Below are 18,294 nucleotides of genomic sequence, written 5' to 3' on the forward strand. Positions count from 1 at the left end.
TTGATGCTGGAGCTGGTGTGGGAGGCGTTGGAGGGTGCCGGGGTGGTGCCCGGGGCGCTGCGTGGTGAGCGGGTGGGTGTGTTCGCCGGCGTGATTCAGGATGATTATGCGGCGTTGACGCGGGCGGCGGGTGCGGGGCGTTTCGGGACGTTCACGTCGACGGGTCTGCATCGGTCGATCGTGGCGAACCGGGTGTCGTATTTCCTGGGTTTGACGGGGCCGAGTCTGGTGGTGGATTCGGGGCAGTCGTCGTCGTTGGTCGCGATCTATCAGGCCTGTGAATCGCTGCTTAAGGGTGAGTGCTCCGCGGCGCTTGCGGGTGGGGTGAATTTGCTGCTGGTGCCGGAGACTTCGGTGGCGGTGGAGCGGTTCGGGGGGCTTTCCCCGGAGGGCCGTTCGTATGTGTTCGATGCGCGTGCGGATGGTTATGTGCGGGGTGAGGGTGGTGGTGTCGTCGTTCTGAAGCGGCTGGCGGACGCGGTCGCCGACGGTGACGACATCGTGTGTGTCATTCGTGGTGGTGCCGTCAACAACGACGGCGGCGGTACGGGCCTCACCGCACCCCGGTCGGCCGCCCAGGCCGAGGTGATCGGCCTGGCGCTGGACCGGGCCGGGCTGTCGGCGGCGGACGTGGCGTATGTGGAGTTGCACGGTACGGGTACGCCGGTGGGTGACCCGGTGGAGGCGCGGGCGCTGGGGGAGGCCTACGGCTCTGGTGCGCGTCCGGTGCCGTTGGTGGTGGGGTCGGCGAAGTCGAATGTGGGGCATCTGGAGGGTGCGGCGGGTGTTGTCGGCCTGATCAAGGCGGCTTTGTCGGTGCGGGCGGGGAAGGTTCCGGCGAGTCTGAACTTCGTTTCGCCGCATCCGGACATCGATCTGGAGGGTTGGGGTCTGCGGGTGCAGACCGGGCTGGGGGAGTGGCCCGTGGAGGGTGTGCGAAGGGCGGGTGTGTCGTCCTTCGGTATGGGCGGCACCAACGCCCACCTCATCCTTGAACAAGCCCCCGAGCCGGGCACCGGTGCCGAGCCGGGAGTGGCCGACGAGGGCCGGCTCGTGCCGTGGCTGGTCTCCGGCCGGACCCGGGCCGCGCTGCGCGAGCAGGCCGCGCGACTGCTCGACCACGTCGGCGCCGACGACGGCCCCGACCCGGTGGACGTCGCCTTCTCACTGGCCGCCACCCGCACCGCCTTCGACCACCGGGCCGTCGTCCTGGGCGCCGACCGCGCGGAACTGCTGGCCGGCCTGGCCGCCGTCGCCGACGACGAGGCCCGGTCCGGAGTCGTACGCGGCAAGGCGGCCGGCGGCCGCACGGCGTTCCTGTTCACCGGCCAGGGCGCCCAGCGCCTCGGCATGGGCCGGGAGCTGTACGGGCTGTCACCGGTGTTCGCGGAAGCCTTCGACGCGGTGTGCGCGGCGGTCGACCCGCATCTGGAGCGGTCGCTGAAGGAGGTCGTCTTCGGCGCCGAGTCCGAATTGCTGCATCAGACCCAGTACACGCAGGTCGCGTTGTTCGCCGTGGAGACGGCTCTGTTCAGGCTGGTGGAGTCCTTCGGGCTGCGGCCGGACGTCCTGATGGGCCACTCCATCGGTGAGTTGACGGCCGCGCATGTGGCCGGGGTGCTGTCCCTGGCCGACGCGGGCGCGCTGGTCGCGGCGCGGGGGCGGCTGATGCAGGCCGCGCGCGGTGGTGGGGCGATGCTCGCCGTCGCCGCTCCTGAGGCCGAAATCGCCCCGGTTCTCGCGGAGTTCGCGGGACGGTTGGATCTGGCGGCTGTGAACGGGCCGGCTGCGATTGTTCTCTCCGGGGATGCGGACGCGGTGGAGGAGATCGCCGAGCGGTTCGCCGGTGAGGGTGTGAAGGTGAAGCGGCTGACGGTCAGCCACGCCTTCCACTCCCCGCACATGGATGAGGCTCTGGAGGAGTTCACCCGCATCGCCTCGACGCTCACGTTCAATCCTCCGGCGATCCCGGTCGTCTCCAACGTCACCGGTCGGCTCGCCACAGCTGAGGAACTGACGGGCCCCGCCTACTGGGCGGCCCACATCCGTGGCACGGTCCGTTTCCACGACGGTATCCAGACCCTTGCCGCCGACGGTGTCACGACGTACCTGGAACTGGGCCCGGACCCGGTCCTGACCGCGATGGTCCAAGGCGGCCTGGAATCAGGCGAGTTCACGGCAGCCGCCGTACTCCAGAAGGGCAAGGACGAGGAGCGTGCCCTGCTGTCGGCTTTGGCCGTCGCACACACCTCCGGAGCCGAGGTCGACTTCGGCGCGCTGCTCACCGAGGGGCGCCGAGTCCTCTTGCCCACCTACGCCTTCCAGCGCAGGCGGCACTGGATCGACGTACCCGACGACCAGCCGCGCACGACGACGGCCACCGCCGTCCGCCCCGAGGCCGACACCATCGAGGACGACGAGGAGCAGGGGCAGCGCGCCGAGTGGGCGGCCCGCCTCACCGGGCTCACCGACCGCCGACGGCACGAGCGGCTGACCGACCTCATAGCCCGGCACACCGTCGAGATCCTCGGCTACGAGAACACGGGCGAGGTCGACCCGGCCCTGACCTTCAAGGACCTGGGTTACAACTCCCTGACCTCGGTGGAACTACGCGGCCGGCTCGTCACCGAGACAGGACTGGCGCTGCCCGCCTCCCTCCTCTTCGACCACCCGACACCCAACGTGCTCGCCGCCCACCTGGCCCAGGAACTGCTCGGCACCGCCGACGCGGCCCGGACGACCCACACCGCCACCGGCGCCGACGACGAGCCGTTGGCCGTGGTGGGGATGGCGTGCCGGTATCCGGGTGGGGTGGCCTCGCCGGAGGAGTTGTGGCGGCTGGTGGCCGACGGGGTGGACGCGATCGGTGGTCTGCCCGAGGACCGTGGCTGGGATGTGGAGGGCATCTACGATCCCGAGCGGGGTGTGAGCGGCAAGACGTATGCCCGGCACGGTGGTTTCCTGTATGACGCGGGGGAGTTCGACGCCGAGTTCTTCGGCATCAGCCCGCGTGAAGCGGCCGCGATGGACCCGCAGCAGCGGCTGCTGCTGATGACCGCGTGGGAGGCGCTGGAGCGCGCCGGAATCGATCCCGGGACGCTGCGGGGAACCGACACCGGTGTCTTCGCCGGTGTGATGCAGCAGGACTACGGGCCGAGGCTGCACGAACCCGCCGACGGTTTCGAGGGTTATCTGCTGACGGGTGGGACGGCGAGTGTCGCCTCGGGGCGGATCTCGTACTCGCTGGGCCTGGAGGGCCCGGCGATCACGGTGGACACGGCGTGCTCGGCGTCGCTGGTGGCCCTGCACCTGGCGGCGCGGGCCCTGCGGGGCGGCGAATGCTCCCTCGCCCTGGCCGGTGGTGCGGCGGTGATGGCGACGCCGGGGATGTTCGTGGAGTTCTCCCGCCAGCAGGGCCTTGCTCCTGATGGCCGTTGCAAGGCCTTCTCGGACTCGGCGGACGGCACCGCGTGGGCCGAGGGTGCCGGTCTGGTGGTGCTGGAGCGGCTGTCGGACGCCCGCCGCAACGGTCACCAGGTGTTGGCGGTGATCCGGGGCAGCGCCATCAACCAGGACGGCGCCTCCAACGGGCTGACCGCGCCGAACGGTCCTTCACAGCAGCGGGTGATCCGCCAGGCGCTGGCCGACTCCGGTCTCACGGCCGCCGACGTCGACGTCGTCGAGGCCCACGGCACGGGCACGAAGCTGGGTGACCCAATCGAGGCGCAGGCCCTGATCGCCACCTACGGCCAGGACCACGCACCCGAACAGCCTTTGTGGCTGGGTTCGTTGAAGTCCAACATCGGGCACTCGCAGGCGGCGGCCGGTGTCGGCGGTGTCATCAAGATGGTGATGGCCCTGCGGCACGGCGTGCTGCCGCGCACGCTGCACCTGGCCGCGCCGACCACGCACGTCGACTGGACGGCCGGCGCGGTGTCCCTGCTGGCCGACCAGCAGGACTGGCCGGACCTCGACCGCCCTCGCCGGGCAGCGGTGTCCTCCTTCGGGATCAGTGGCACCAACGCCCACCTGATCCTGGAACAGGCCCCGGACCCGGAGGCCCAGACCGGCCCGGTCGAGCCCGAGGCAGCGGTTCCCTGGGTGCTTTCCGCCCGTACGGAAGAGGCCCTGCGCGAGCAGGCCGCCCGCCTGCACGCCCACGTCGAGGCCGACCCCGGCCTCACCCCCGCCTCCGTGGCCCGAGCCCTGGCCACCACCCGCGCCACCTTCGAACACCGCGCCGTCACCATCGGCACCGACCGCGCGGACCTGCTGGCGTCGCTGTCCGCGCTGGCCTCCGGCAGCAGTGCGCCGGATGTCGTGACCGGTGCCGCGACCCCTGGCAAGACGGTGTTCGTCTTCCCCGGACAGGGCTCGCAGTGGGTGGAGATGGCTCGCGGACTGTTCACCTCCTCCCCGCAGTTCGCCACTCGGCTACGCGAATGCGCCGAGGCCCTCGCCGAGTTCACCGACTGGGACCTCCTTGACGTGCTGCTGACCGGCGACGGAGCCGCTCTGGAGCGGGTGGATGTGGTGCAGCCGGCGCTGTGGGCGGTGATGGTGTCGCTGGCCGAGGTGTGGCGTTCGGTGGGTGTCGAGCCGGACGCGGTGGTCGGGCACTCCCAGGGTGAGATCGCCGCCGCGTGTGTGGCGGGTGCGTTGAGCCTGTCGGACGCGGCGCGTGTGGTGGCCCTGCGCAGTCAGGCGATCGGTGCGCTGGCCGGTCGGGGTGGGATGGTGTCGGTCGCGCTGCCGGTGGCTGAGGTGCGGCCGTATCTGACCTCGTACGAGGGTGAGGTGGCCGTCGCCACCGTCAACGGGCCTCGTTCCACGGTGGTTTCCGGTGGCACCGCCGCCTTGGACGCGTTGATGGAGCGGTGGCAGGAAGACGGTGTGCGGGCCCGCCGTATCCCGGTCGACTACGCCTCGCACTCCCCGCACGTGGAGGGGATCCACGACGAGGTGCACCGCCTGCTGGAGCCCGTCGCCCCCGTCTCCGCCCCCGTCGCGTTCTACTCCACCGTCGAGGTCGGCCCGATCGACACGGCCGGACTGACCGGCGAGTACTGGTTCCGCAACCTGCGCCGGACCGTCGAGTTCGAGGACACCGTCAGGCTGCTCCTCGCGGACGGCTTCACCGGGTTCGTCGAGTGCTCGCCGCACCCCGTCCTGACCGTCGGCCTCCAGGAGACCTTCGAGGCGGCGGGCGTCGAGGGCCAGGCCGTCGCGGTCGGTTCGCTGCGCCGCGACGAGGGCGGCTGGGAGCGGTTCCTGCTGTCGGCCGGGCAGGCCTTCACGCAGGGCGTGCCGGTCGACTGGACCACCGTCGTACCCGAGGCGGTCGCCGCCGACCTGCCCACCTACGCCTTCCAGCACCGGCACTACTGGCTGACCGCCCCGGACCCGCAGGGCGACGCCTCCTCGATCGGGCAGGCGCCCGCGGGGCACCCGCTGATCGGCTCGGTCGTGGAACTGGCCGGTTCGGCCGCCACCGTGCTCACCGGGCGGCTGTCGCTGCGCACCCACGGCTGGATCGCCGACCACGCCGTGGCGGGCCAGGTGCTGCTGCCCGGTACGGCGTTCGTGGAGCTGGCGCTGCGGGCCGCGGACGAGGTGGGCTGCGAGCGGGTGGGCGACCTGACCCTGCTGGAGCCGCTGGTGCTGCCCGAACGGGGTGGTGTGCAGCTGCGCGTGGAGGTCGGGGAACCCGGCGAGGACGGGCGCCGCACGGTGTCCGTGCACTCCCGCCCGGACAGCGAGGCCAAGGGACTCGCCTGGACCTGCCACGCCAGCGGCGTGCTGGAGGAGACGGCCGGAACCACGGAAGCGGCAGCGGACCTGACCGCCTGGCCGCCGACCGGAGCCGAGGCCGTCGACATCGAGGAGCTCTACCCGCGGCTGGCCGAACACGGCTACGGCTACGGGCCGGCCTTCCGCGGCCTGCGCGCCCTGTGGCGGCGGGGTGAGGAGGTGTACGCGGAGGTCGCCCTGGCCGACGGGCAGCGCGCCGACGCCGCCGCCTTCGGCCTGCACCCGGCCCTGCTCGACGCCGCCCTGCACGCGGTGCTGGCCACCACCGGTGCCCTCCCGGCGGACGGGATCCGGCTGCCCTTCTCCTGGCAGGGCGTCGGCCTGCACGCCTCCGGCGCCCAGTCGCTGCGCGTGGCCGTCACCCCGGCCGGCGCGGACGACACCGTCACCCTCACGGTCGCCGACCCGGACGGCGCCCCGGTCGCCACCGTCGACACCCTGGTGTGGCGCACCGCCGACCTGGCCCGGCTCGGCGCCGCGAACGTCGCCGACGCGCTGCTGCGCGTGGACTGGACGGCGCTCGCCGCCGACCCCGCGCAGACCGCGGCCTGGAGCCTCCTCGGCCCCGACCACCTGGGCCTGGCGGCCGGCGGCACGCCCGAGCACCACTTCGCCGACCTGGCCGCGCTCACCGCCGCCCTGGAGGAGGGCACCGCCGTCTCCGGGCCGGTCCTGGTGTGCCGCGCGCCGTCGTACGACGTGGTCGACCCGGCGGGCGCCGCCCACACCGCCGTACGGGACACCCTCGCCCTCGTCCAGCAGTGGCTGGCCGACGAGCGGCTGGCCGGGCTGCGGCTCGGCCTGGTCACCCGGGGCGCGGTCGCGGCGCCCACCGCCGACGCGCTCACCGACCTCGCCGACGCCCCGCTGTGGGGCCTGCTGCGGTCCGCGCAGGCCGAGAACCCCGGGCGGTTCCTGCTGGCCGACGTCGACGCCGACGAGCGGTCCGTGGCCGCCCTGCCCGCCGCCCTGGCCGCCGGCCCGGCCCAGATCGCCCTGCGCGGCGGGGACGTACTCGTGCCCCGACTGGCGCGGGCGGCCACCGGCGGGGCACTGGTGCCGCCGCGGGACCGCCCCTGGAAGCTCGACGTGGTCGGCCAGGGCATGCTCGAATCGCTCTCCCTGGTGCCCTGCGACGAGGCCACCGCACCGCTGCGCCCGCACGAGATCCGCATCGCGGTCCGCGCCGCCGGCCTCAACTTCCGCGACGTGCTGATCGCCCTGGGCGTCCACCCGGGCGACGCCGACATGGGCGAGGGCGCCGGCGTGGTCACCGAGGTCGGCTCCGAGGTCACCTCGCTCAAGCCCGGCGACCGGGTGCTCGGCATGCTGCCCGGCGCGTTCGGGCCCGTCGCGGTGGCCGACGCCCGCTGGGCCGCGCGCATCCCCGACAGCTGGACGTACGAACAGGCCGCCTCCGTGGGCATCGTGTTCGCCACCGCCTACTACGGCCTGGTCACCCTCGGCCGGGTCCAGCCGGGCGAGTCCGTCCTGGTGCACGCGGCCGCGGGCGGCGTCGGCATGGCCGCCGTGCAGCTCGCCCGCCACCTCGGCGGCGACGTGTACGGCACCGCCTCCACCGGCAAGTGGGACACCCTGCGCGCCTCCGGCCTCGACGACCGGCACATCGCCAACTCCCGCACCCTCGACTTCGAGCACGAGTTCCGGGCCGCCACCGGCGGACACGGCATCGACGTCGTACTCGACTGCCTCGCCAACGAGTTCGTCGACGCGACCCTGCGGCTGACGGCGCCCGGCGGCCGGTTCGTCGAGATGGGCAAGGTCGACATCCGCGACCGTGAGCAGGTCGCCCGCGACCACCCCGGCGTCGACTACACCGCCTTCGACCTCATCCAGGTCGCCCTGCACCAGCCCGACGAGTACCAGGAGATCCTGCTGGCTCTGGTCGAGCTGTTCGAACGCGGCGACCTCACCCCGATCCCGGTGCGTGCCTGGGACGTGCGGGAGGCGCCCGACGCCTTCCGGTACGTCAGCCAGGCCAAGCACATCGGCAAGATCGTGCTCACGATGCCCCGGCAGTGGGACCCCGACGGCACGGTCCTGATCACCGGCGCCACCGGCACCCTCGGCCGGCTCGCCGCCCGCCACCTGGTGACCGAGCACGGCATACGCCACCTGCTCCTGGTCAGCCGGCGCGGCCCGGACGCCCCGGGAGCGGCGGAACTCGTCGGGGAACTGCGGGCGCTCGGCGCCGACGCCACCGTCGCCGCCTGCGACGTCACCGACCGCGCCGCCCTGGCCGGACTCCTGGCCGGCGTCCCGGCCGGCCGGCCGCTGCGCGCGGTCGTGCACACCGCCGGCGTCCTCGACGACGGGCTGGTCTCCGCCCTCACCCCGGACCGCGTCGACGCCGTGCTGCGCCCGAAGGCCGACGCCGCCTGGCACCTGCACGACCTCACCCGCGACGCCGACCTCACCCACTTCGTCCTCTACTCCTCCGTCATGGGCGCCCTCGGCAACGCCGGCCAGGGCAACTACGCGGCGGCCAACGTCTTCCTCGACGCCCTCGCCCAGCACCGGCACGCCCAGGGGCTGCCCGCCACCTCGCTGGCCTGGGGCTTCTGGGAGGAACGCAGCGAGATGACGGGCGAGCTCGACGAGGTCGACCTGGCCCGCATCGCCCGCACCGGACTGATCCCGGTCACCTCCGGCGAGGGAATGGCGCTGTTCGACGAGGCCACCGCGGGCAGCGACCCCGCGCCGGTCGCCACCCGCCTCGACACCGCCCGGCTCGCGACCCAGGCCTCCTCCGGCGCGCTGCCGGAGGTGTTCGCCGGACTGGTACGGGTCCGTACCCGGCGCACCGCGGGTTCGGCCGCCGCCGCGGGCGGCGGCGCCACCGGACGGTTCGCGGGGCTGTCCCCGGCCGACCGCGACCGCGCCCTGATGGACCTGGTCCGCGAGCACGCCGCGACCGTCCTCGGCCACGCCTCCCCGGCGACGATCGGCGCCGAGGCCAAGTTCAAGGAGCTCGGCTTCGACTCGCTGTCCGCGGTCGAACTGCGCAACCGGCTCGGCGAGACCGTCGGCGCGCGACTGTCCTCCACGGCCGTCTTCGACTACCCGACCCCCACCGACCTCGTCCGGCACCTGCGCGGCGAACTCTTCGGCGACGAGGACGAGTCCACCGCCGCACCGGCCGCGCCCGTACCGGCCGCCGCCGTCGGCGACACCGCCGACCCGGTCGCGATCGTCGGCATCGGCTGCCGGATGCCCGGCGGCGCCGACTCGCCGGAGGGCCTGTGGCGGCTGGTCGCCGACGGCGTGGACGCGATCGGCGCCATGCCCACCGACCGCGGCTGGGACCTGGAGAACCTCTACGACCCCGACCCCGACCGCTCCGGCAAGAGCTACGCCGTCGAGGGCGGCTTCCTCTACGACGCCCCCCGGTTCGACGCCGACTTCTTCGGCATCAGCCCGCGCGAGGCGGCCGCGATGGACCCGCAGCAGCGACTGCTGCTGGAGACCGCGTGGGAGGCGCTGGAACGCGCGGGCATCCTGCCCGGCGGGCTCAAGGGCAGCCAGACCGGAGTGTTCATCGGTGCCCTGTTCCAGGAGTACGGCTCACCGCTGCACGGCGCCGACGAGAAGGTCGACGGCTTCCGCCTCACCGGCAAGACCACCAGCGTCCTCTCCGGCCGTATCGCCTACTTCCTGGGCCTGGAGGGCCCGGCGATCACCGTGGACACCGCCTGCTCCTCCTCCCTGGTCTCCCTGCACCAGGCCGCGCACGCACTGCGCCAGGGCGAATGCTCGCTCGCGCTGGCCGGCGGGGTGTCGGTGCTGGCCACCCCCGGCATCTTCGCCGAGTTCAGCCGGCAGCGCGGCCTCGCCGCCGACAGCCGTATCAAGGCCTTCGCCGCGGCCGCCGACGGCACCGGCTGGGGCGAGGGCGCCGGCGTCCTCGTCCTGGAGCGGCTGTCGGACGCCCGCCGCAACGGTCACCAGGTGCTGGCGGTGATCCGGGGCAGCGCCGTCAACCAGGACGGCGCCAGCAACGGACTCACCGCGCCCAACGGCCCCTCGCAGCAACGGGTGATCCGCCAGGCCCTGGCCAACTCCGGTCTCACGGCCGCCGACGTCGACGTCGTCGAGGCGCACGGCACCGGCACCAAGCTCGGCGACCCGATCGAGGCACAGGCCCTGATCGCCACCTACGGCCAGGACCACAGCCCCGAACAGCCGCTGTGGCTCGGCTCGTTGAAGTCCAACATCGGCCACACCATGGCCGCCTCCGGCGTCGCCAGTGTCATCAAGATGGTGATGGCGCTGCGCAACGACGTCCTCCCGCGCACCCTGCACGTCGACGCGCCCACCCCGCACGTCGACTGGAGCAGGGGAGCGGTGGAACTCCTCGCCCAGGAACAGCCCTGGCCGGAACTGGACCGCCCGCGCCGGGCGGCGGTGTCCTCCTTCGGTATCAGCGGCACCAACGCCCACCTGATCCTGGAACAGGCCCCCGAACCGGAGGCACCGGCGGAGCCCGCCGAGCCCGAGGGAGCCGTCCCGTGGATGCTCTCGGCCCGCACCGAGGCCGCCCTGCGCGACCAGGCCGTCCGGCTGCGCGCGTTCGTCGACGCGCGCCCCGGCCTCACCCCGGCCGCCGTCGGCCGGGCCCTGGCCACCACCCGCACGGCCTTCGAACGCCGTACGGTCTTCGTCGGCGCCGACCGCACCGAGTTCCTCGGCTCCCTGGACGCGTTCGCCGCCGGCGAGGCCTCCGCGAACGTGGTCTCCGGCACCGCGGTCCCCGGCAAGACGGTGTTCGTCTTCCCCGGACAGGGCTCGCAGTGGGCCGGCATGGCCCGCGGACTGTTCGCCTCCTCCCCGGTGTTCGCGTCCCGACTGCGCGAATGCGCCGACGCGCTCGCCGAGTTCACCGACTGGGACCTCCTGGAGGTACTGCTCCCCGCGGACGACGCCACGGCGGACCTGCTGGAGCGGGTGGATGTGGTGCAGCCGGCGCTGTGGGCGGTGATGGTGTCGCTGGCCGAGGTGTGGCGTTCGGTGGGTGTCGAGCCGGACGCGGTGGTCGGGCACTCCCAGGGTGAGATCGCCGCCGCGTGTGTGGCGGGTGCGTTGAGCCTGTCGGACGCGGCGCGTGTGGTGGCCCTGCGCAGTCAGGCGATCGGTGCGCTGGCCGGTCGGGGTGGGATGGTGTCGGTCGCGCTGCCGGTGGCTGACGTGCGGCCGTATCTGACCCCGTACGAGGGTGAGGTGGCCGTCGCCACCGTCAACGGGCCTCGCTCCACGGTGGTTTCCGGTGGCACCGCCGCCTTGGACGCGCTGATGGAGCGGTTCCAGGAAGACGGTGTGCGGGCCCGCCGTATCCCGGTCGACTACGCCTCCCACTCCCCGCACGTGGAGGGGATCCACGACGAACTGCTGAGGCTGCTGGAGCCGGTCGCGCCGGTGTCGTCGCCGGTGGCCTTCTACTCCACCGTCGAGGTCGGCCCGATCGACACGGCCGGGCTGACCGGCGAGTACTGGTTCCGCAACCTGCGCCGGACCGTCGAGTTCGAGGACACCGTGCGCACCCTGCTGGCGGAGGGCTTCACCGGGTTCGTCGAGTGCTCGCCGCACCCGGTGCTGACCATGGGCCTCCAGGAGACCTTCGAGGCGGCGGGCGTGGAGGGCCAGGCCGTCGCGGTCGGTTCGCTGCGCCGCGACGAGGGCGGCTGGGACCGGTTCGTACTGTCGGCCGGGCAGGCGTACGTCGAAGGCGTGCCGGTCGACTGGACCACCGTCGTACCCGAGGCGGCCCCCGCCGACCTGCCCACCTACGCCTTCCAGCAGCAGCACTACTGGCTGGCCCCGCACGAGCCCGCCGCCGGCGGCGCCGGCCTGGGCGCCGCCTCCCCGGGCCACCCGCTGCTCACGGCGGCGCTGGAACTGCCCGGCTCCGAGGCGGTCCTGCTCACCGGCCTGCTCACCCCGCGCACCCTGCCGTGGCTCACGGACCACACCCTCGCCGAACGGCCCGTGCTGCCCGGTACGGCGTTCGTGGAGCTGGCGTTGCGGGCGGCGGACGAGGTGGGCTGCGAGCGGGTGGCCGAACTGTCCCTGCTGGAGCCGCTGGTGCTGCCCGAACGGGGTGGTGTGCAGCTGCGCGTGGAGGCCGGCGAACCGGATGCCGACGGGCGCCGCACGGTGTCCGTGCACTCCCGCCCGGACAGCGAGGCCAAGGGACTCGCCTGGACCTGCCACGCCACCGGCGTCCTTCAGGAGACGGCCCAGGAACCCGAGACGGCACCGGACCTGACGGTCTGGCCGCCGACCGGCGCCGAAGCGGTCGGCATCGAGGAGCTCTACCCGCGCCTGGCCGAGCACGGCCACGGCTACGGGCCGGCCTTCCGCGGCCTGCGCGCCCTGTGGCGGCGGGGCGAGGAGGTGTACGCGGAGGTCGCCCTGGCCGACGCCCAGCGCGCCGACGCCGCCGCCTTCGGCCTCCACCCGGCCCTGCTCGACGCCGCCCTGCACGCGGTCCTCGCCGCCTTCCCGCGGGACGGCATCCGGGTGCCCGCCGACTGGCAGGGCGTCACCCTGCACGCCTCCGGCGCGCAGACGCTCCGGGTCGCCGTCACCCCGGCCGGTCCGGACGGCACCGTCGCCGTCACCGCCGCCGACGCCACCGGCACCCCCGCCGTCACCGTCGACGCCGTCACCCTGCGGCCGGTCACCGCACCCGCCGTCCGGCACGCCTCCGCGGCCCAGCGGGACGCCCTGTTCCACGTCACCTGGACCGACGCCCCGGCCGTACGGCCCACCGCACCGGCACCCGCCGCCTGGGCCGTGATCGGCGCGGACACCTTCAAGGCCCGCTCCGGGCTGATGGCGGCCGGCACCTACGCCGAGGCCTACGCGGACCTCGACGAACTCGCCGCCCGGATCGAGTCGGACGGCACCGCCCGCCCCGACGTGGTGCTGCTCTCCGCCGGACCCCGAGGCGCCGCGGACGTCCTGCACCCGCTGCGCACCTGGCTGGCCGACAGCCGTTTCGCCGACGCGCGCATGGTGGTCCTCACCCGGAACGCCGTCCCCGCCCACGGCACGCCCGACCCGCACGCCGCCGAGGTGTGGGGACTCGTACGCGCCCTGGAGGGCGAGGCACCCGGCCGGTTCGTGCTCGCCGACACCGACGGCAGCAAGGCGTCCTGGCGCACGCTCGTGGCCCAGCTGTCCGGCACCGAGTCCCAACTGGCCCTGCGCCGCAGCACCGTCCGGGTGCCGAGGCTGGCCCGCCTGCGGCCCGCGGCACCGGCACCGGTCGTCGACCCGGGCGGCACCGCCCTGATCGCCGGGGCCGGGGGCCCCCTCGGCCGGCTCGTCGCCCGCCACCTCGTCACCGCGCACGCGGTACGGGACCTCCTGCTGCTCGAAGCCGCCGGAGTGAGCGAGCTGTCGGCCGAACTGACCGGACTGGGCGCCCGCGTCACCGTGGCCGCACCGGACCCCGCCGACCCGGCGGCGCTGGCCGCACTGCTGGACGGGCTGCCCGCCGACCGCCCGCTGCGGACCGTGCTGCACCTCACCGAACCGGCGCCGTACACGGTCGCGGCCGACCTCGGCCCGGACACGTTCGGACCGGCCCTGGCCGCACGGGCCGAGGCGGTACGCGCCCTGCACGAGGCCACGGCGGGCCGCGAGGTCAGCGCGTTCGTCCTGCTCACCCCGGTGGCCGGCCTGCTCGGCGGCACCGGCCAGGCGGCCGACGCCGCGACCACCGCCCACCAGTCCGCGCTCGCCCACACCCGCCGCACCACGGGCGACACGGCGACGACCGTGGCCTACGGCCCCTGGACGGACGGCGGCACCCCGGCACTGCCCCCGCTGCGGGAGACCGAACTGCTCGACCTGCTCGACGCGGCCTGCGGACTGGACCAGGCCGAAGTGGTCCTGGCCCGGCCCGCCTTCGAGGAGCTCGCCCGCCAGGCGGAATCCGCCCCCGCACCGGCACTGCTCCGCTCGCTGCTCGGCCGCCCCGCCAGGCGCCGGGCCCGGGACACGGCCGCCGACGAGGGACCGACGTACAAACAGCAACTGGCCGCACTCGACGACGACGCCCGCGACCGCACCCTGCTCGAACTGGTCCGCTCGCACGCCGCCGCCGTCCTCGGCCACGCCACACCCGACGCGATCGACCCGGAGCAGAAGTTCCGCGAACTCGGCTTCGACTCGCTGCTCGCGCTCGCCCTGCGCAACGCGCTCAACGCGGTCACCGGCCTCAGGCTGCCGCCCGGAGTGGTCTTCGACCAGCCGACCCCGGCAGAGCTGGCACAGCACCTCAAGAAGCAGATCCTCGACCACTGACGGGCAAGGAGACCGGTATGAAAGCAGAAGGCGTCTTCATCGACTCCGTCGGCGTGTTCCTGCCCGACTGGGTGAGCGCCGAACAGGGCGTCGCCGACGGCCTGTACGACGAGGAGGTCTACAAGGCGAGCGGCCTGACCGGCACGCACGTCGCCGAGGACCTCCCGGCCCTGGACATGGCGGTGACCGCCGCCCGCACCGCCCTGGAACGCGCCGGACTCGACCCCGGCGACATCGAGTCGCACATCCACAGCGGCGTCTACCACCAGGGCCCCGACGGCTCCTACCCGCCTGCCTACATCCTGCGCGAACTCGGCGTCGGCAACGTGCCCTCCCTGCACATCCGGCAGGGCTGCAACGGCATGCTCGCCGCCCTGGAGATCGCCGTCGGGCAGATCACCGGCGCCGCCGAGGTCGAGACCGCGCTGCTCACCACGGCACAGAACTTCAGCACCCCGCTCATCGACCGCTGGCGCGGCTTCGGCGACTCCTACATCCTCGCCGACGGCGCCGCCGCGGCCGTCGTCGGCGCCGGCAGCGGCTTCGCCGAACTGCGCGCCATCAACTCCGGCACCCTGCCGGAACTCGAGAAGTGGCACCGCGGCGACGAGTCCCTGCTGCCGCCCCGCGACGGCACCCGGGCGGAGGTCGCCGTGGCCGAACGCGCGGCCCTGTTCAACGAACGCGAGATGCCCCTGGCCGAAACGGTGGAACGCATCGGCGAGTTCGACCTGTCGATCATCCACCGGACCCTGGTCGACGCCGACCTCAACGCCTCCGACCTGGCCCGGGTCATCCCGATCAACCAGGACGGCCGCATGATCGAGTTCTCGGTGCTCGCCCCGCTCGGCCTGCCGATGTCCCGCTCCAGCTGGGACTTCGGCCGCTCCGTGGGCCACGTCGGCGCCGCCGACCTCGTCATCTCCCTGGACCACCTGATCCGCGCCGGCGAACTCGCCCCCGGCGACCACGTCCTGCTGCTCTCCCAGGGACCGGGCTGGATCAGCTCATCGGCGATCCTGACCATCACCGACCGACCCACCTGGTAAGAGCCTGTGTCCGCGACCCGCTCCAGGAGCACCCCATGACCGAGGCAAGGTCCGCCGTCCTGCACGCCCCCGGCTGCGACATCCACTACGACGTCCGGGGCGCCGGCCCCCTCCTGCTGATCATCCAGGGCGGCGGCGGAGACGCCACCCGCACCGACGACCTCGTCGCGCTGCTGACCGAGGACCACACGGTGGTCACGTACGACCGGCGGGGCCTGTCCCGCAGCCGCCTGCGGGAACCCGTGGACGCGGTCACCCCGGAGACGAACGCCGAGGACGCCCACCTGCTGCTGGCCGCCCTCACCGACGAACCCGCACTCGTCCTCGGCTCCAGCATCGGCGCCAACATCGCCCTCCACCTGGCCCTGCGCCACCCCGGACAGGTCCGCCGGGCCGTCGTCCACGAACCCCTCGTCCTGGGTCTGCTCACCCCCGGCGAACGCGTCGAGGCCGCCCAGGCCCTGACCAAGCTGGAGGCGCTCCACGCGGCCGAGGGCTGGCCCGCGGCGGTGCGCGAGATGGCGGCCTTCAACAACATCGACCTGACCGTCGCCGACGTCGAACCGGGTGTCGTCCTGGAACCCACCAGCGCGGACCAGACCGACAACATCGAGTTCTTCCTCGCCAAGGAAGTGCCGCAGTTCCGCCGCAACCAGTTCGACGACGAGATGCTCGACCGTCTCAAGGCGTCCGGCGCCCCCGTCGTCCCCGCCGCCGGCGCCGCCTCCGGCCGCAACTGGTCCTGGCGCTGCGCCGAGGCCCTCGCGGCCCGCCTCGGCACCCCCCTGGAGCCCTTCCCCGGCGGCCACATCGGCCTGAAGACCCACCCCCGCGCCTTCGCGGCGAAGCTCCGCGAGGTCCTGGCCGGCTGAGCGTCACACACCCGTCATGCCGAAGGCCCCACGGACCGGTCTCCGTGGGGCCCTTCACACGCGCCGGACACGCCTCACGCCCGCCGGCGCGGCAGCAGACCCGCCACCTCCTCCAGCAGCTCCCGGCCGGGCCGGGCGAGCGCGTCGCGGTGGCCGGTGAGACTGTTCAGGAGTTCCCGGGCGCAGGCACGGGCCGAACGCAGCGCCTCCTCCAGCAGGGCGGCCCGCGGGCCGGAGGTCCGCTCCAGGGCGGCCGCGCGCAGCGTCGGCAGATGCGCGAACACGAACAGCTCGCGCAGGCAGCGCTCCGCGCTCCACCACTCGTTCTGCCAGGACACGTACACACTGGTGGCCCGGCCCCGCGCCGACCGGAAGGGGTCCGCGACCCGCCGGGCCTCGTTCAGCCACAGCAGCAGCGCCTCGTGGAACAGCGACTCCTGGAGGCTGTAGACCGAGGGCTCGGTGAACATGAACCCGGGCGGCAGCCGGTGCAGGCCAAGACCGGTCAGGAACACGGTGAACGGCAGGCCCTCGAAGGAGCACGACGACATCGTCTCGCCCAGCGGAGCCAGGTCGGGCCGCGGCTTGAGCAGCACCACCGCGCCGACGAAGTCCCCCACCACACGCGCCGCCCACGGCGACAGACCGGGCAGGGTGTCGACGGCCTCCGTCAGCCGGGCGGTGGTCCGCGGCCCCGGCAGCACCGTGCGGTAGCCGGACAGCGCCAGCTCCCGCAGGACGTCCGGGCCCAGCCCGGTCGCGTACCGCAGCCGCAGCTCCCCGCCGCCGAACTCCACCAGCGAGGCGTCCGCCACCCCCAGTGCCTCGCCGCCGGGCGGCGGGGCGGGCCAGCGGCCGTGGTTGAGCCGGCCGCACAGGTACGGCGGCGGTGTACCGCCCGGCAGCCCGGCCCGGCCGGCGGGCGCGCCGCCGTCCCGGGCGAGCAGGGCCGCGTAACGGGCGCGTACGGCGTCGAGACCGGCCGGGCCGGCAAAGACCTCCGGCGCGGCGGCGGGAGAGCTGGCGTTCATGGTGTCCTTCCTGCGGCGGGCAGCCGGGCCAGGGAGGCCCGCGCGTACACCACCTGATAGCCGGGGAGGGTGAACAGCGACTCCCGGAACGTGCTGGTGGCGTCCAGGGCCACCGGGTCGGCGGGGGCCGGGTCCGGGCGGCCGTACAGCTCGGCGCGCTCGGCCAGGAAGTAGTGCAGGTTCAGCGCGTCCTGCCGGCGCTGGCACACCCACCACTGACGGCACTCCTCCGCGCTGCCGTACCGGCGCAGATAGGCCGCGACCGCCTGCTCCTCCAGCCGCTGCGCCAGCCGCTCGGACGCCAGCTGGCCCAGCACGTCACGCACCGGGCGGGCCCGCTCGTACAGGCAGTGGCCCAGCTCGTGGGCGAGCCCGGCGAGCGCCTCCAGCGTGGGCGCGTCCAGGCCGTGCACCACCAGCCGGCCGTCGTCGTCCACGCTGCGGAACGGCACCGGCACGTCGAGCCGGGACTCGGCGAGCACCTGCCGCACCTGCCGGGCGCGCGGCCGCAGGAGGCCGGGCAGGAGCTCGGCGGCGGTGGCGTGCGTGGGGTGCCGCAGCACCGTCGTCTGCGCGAGGAACGGCAGCCGCAGCTCCATGAACGGCAGGAAGTCCTCGACGCGCAGCGGGATCAGCTCCCGGTACCGGCCGCTGTCCAGCACCGCCGCCACCTGCCGGTACGTCACGTCCGACAGCCGCCGCAGCCACACCGCGTCCCGCAACCGGGCCAGCGCCGCGCGCCGTCCCGCCAGCAGGGCGGCCAGCAGCGGACCCCGTCCGAGGACCGACTCCTTCTGCAACTGCCGCCGGTGATCTCGGTAGGCGGCCACGGCGGGGGCGTACCCGCGCAACAGGGCGCCCCGCGCGGTACACGGACCCAACTGCCCACCCCCCCGCTCGCGATCCGTTGGGCGGGGCGCCGTCAGGTGGGCCCCGCCCGGCGGGGTCAGCCTCCCAGGGCCTCGCCCTCGTCGAGTTCGGCGACCAACTCCTCGAGGTCGGCCGTCACCGCGCTCTGCAGGCGGGGCGCGCTCTCCTCGGCCTCCTCCTCGGCCGCTGCCGCGGCGGAAAGGCCGGCGGGAACGTCGGCGGGGTCGGACATGGAACCTCCTCACGCTGTACGGATGAAGACCGGGCCCCGGACGCGCACCGTCGAGCGTGCGGAACCCACCCCGCATCAACGCGCCCCCCGCTAAAGGG

General features: G+C 74.0%; 6 protein-coding genes. 3 read left to right on the forward strand and 3 right to left on the reverse strand.

Going from position 1 to position 18,294, the window contains the following annotated elements:
• The first annotated feature begins 3 nt into the window (after nt 1-3).
• The 3 genes from ABZ915_RS47060 to ABZ915_RS47070 are packed head-to-tail and all read left to right on the forward strand — an operon-like array spanning nt 4 to nt 16,063.
• The gene (locus ABZ915_RS47060) at nt 4-14,142 is read left to right on the forward strand and encodes an SDR family NAD(P)-dependent oxidoreductase (protein ID WP_361817197.1); all 14,139 of its coding nucleotides are present in this window, start codon (nt 4-6) and stop codon (nt 14,140-14,142) included.
• A gap of 17 nt (nt 14,143-14,159) precedes the next feature.
• Nucleotides 14,160-15,191 (forward strand): ketoacyl-ACP synthase III family protein, encoded by a 1,032-nt coding sequence (locus ABZ915_RS47065; RefSeq protein WP_361817136.1) that lies wholly within the window; start codon nt 14,160-14,162, stop codon nt 15,189-15,191.
• Nucleotides 15,192-15,226: 35 nt separating this feature from the next.
• Nucleotides 15,227-16,063: an alpha/beta hydrolase gene (locus ABZ915_RS47070; protein WP_361817139.1), complete on the forward strand. Its 837-nt coding sequence runs from the start codon at nt 15,227-15,229 to the stop codon at nt 16,061-16,063.
• Between the two features lie 74 nt (nt 16,064-16,137).
• On the opposite strand, the gene ABZ915_RS47075 is transcribed toward ABZ915_RS47070, so the two are convergent.
• The 3 genes from ABZ915_RS47075 to ABZ915_RS47085 form a co-directional block, all read right to left on the reverse strand.
• Nucleotides 16,138-17,094, reverse strand: a complete 957-nt coding sequence (locus ABZ915_RS47075) for a hypothetical protein (protein WP_361817142.1) — start codon at nt 17,092-17,094, stop codon at nt 16,138-16,140.
• Complete coding sequence (locus ABZ915_RS47080) at nt 17,091-17,924, reverse strand: hypothetical protein (protein WP_361817145.1); 834 nt, start codon at nt 17,922-17,924, stop codon at nt 17,091-17,093. The genes ABZ915_RS47075 and ABZ915_RS47080 overlap by 4 nt, the downstream gene beginning before the upstream one ends.
• A gap of 116 nt (nt 17,925-18,040) precedes the next feature.
• The gene (locus tag ABZ915_RS47085; protein ID WP_361817148.1) at nt 18,041-18,196 is read right to left on the reverse strand and encodes a hypothetical protein; all 156 of its coding nucleotides are present in this window, start codon (nt 18,194-18,196) and stop codon (nt 18,041-18,043) included.
• Between the last annotated feature and the right edge of the window lie 98 nt (nt 18,197-18,294).

This window comes from Streptomyces sp. NPDC046915 (genome assembly GCF_040644935.1).
Lineage (GTDB): Bacteria > Actinomycetota > Actinomycetes > Streptomycetales > Streptomycetaceae > Streptomyces.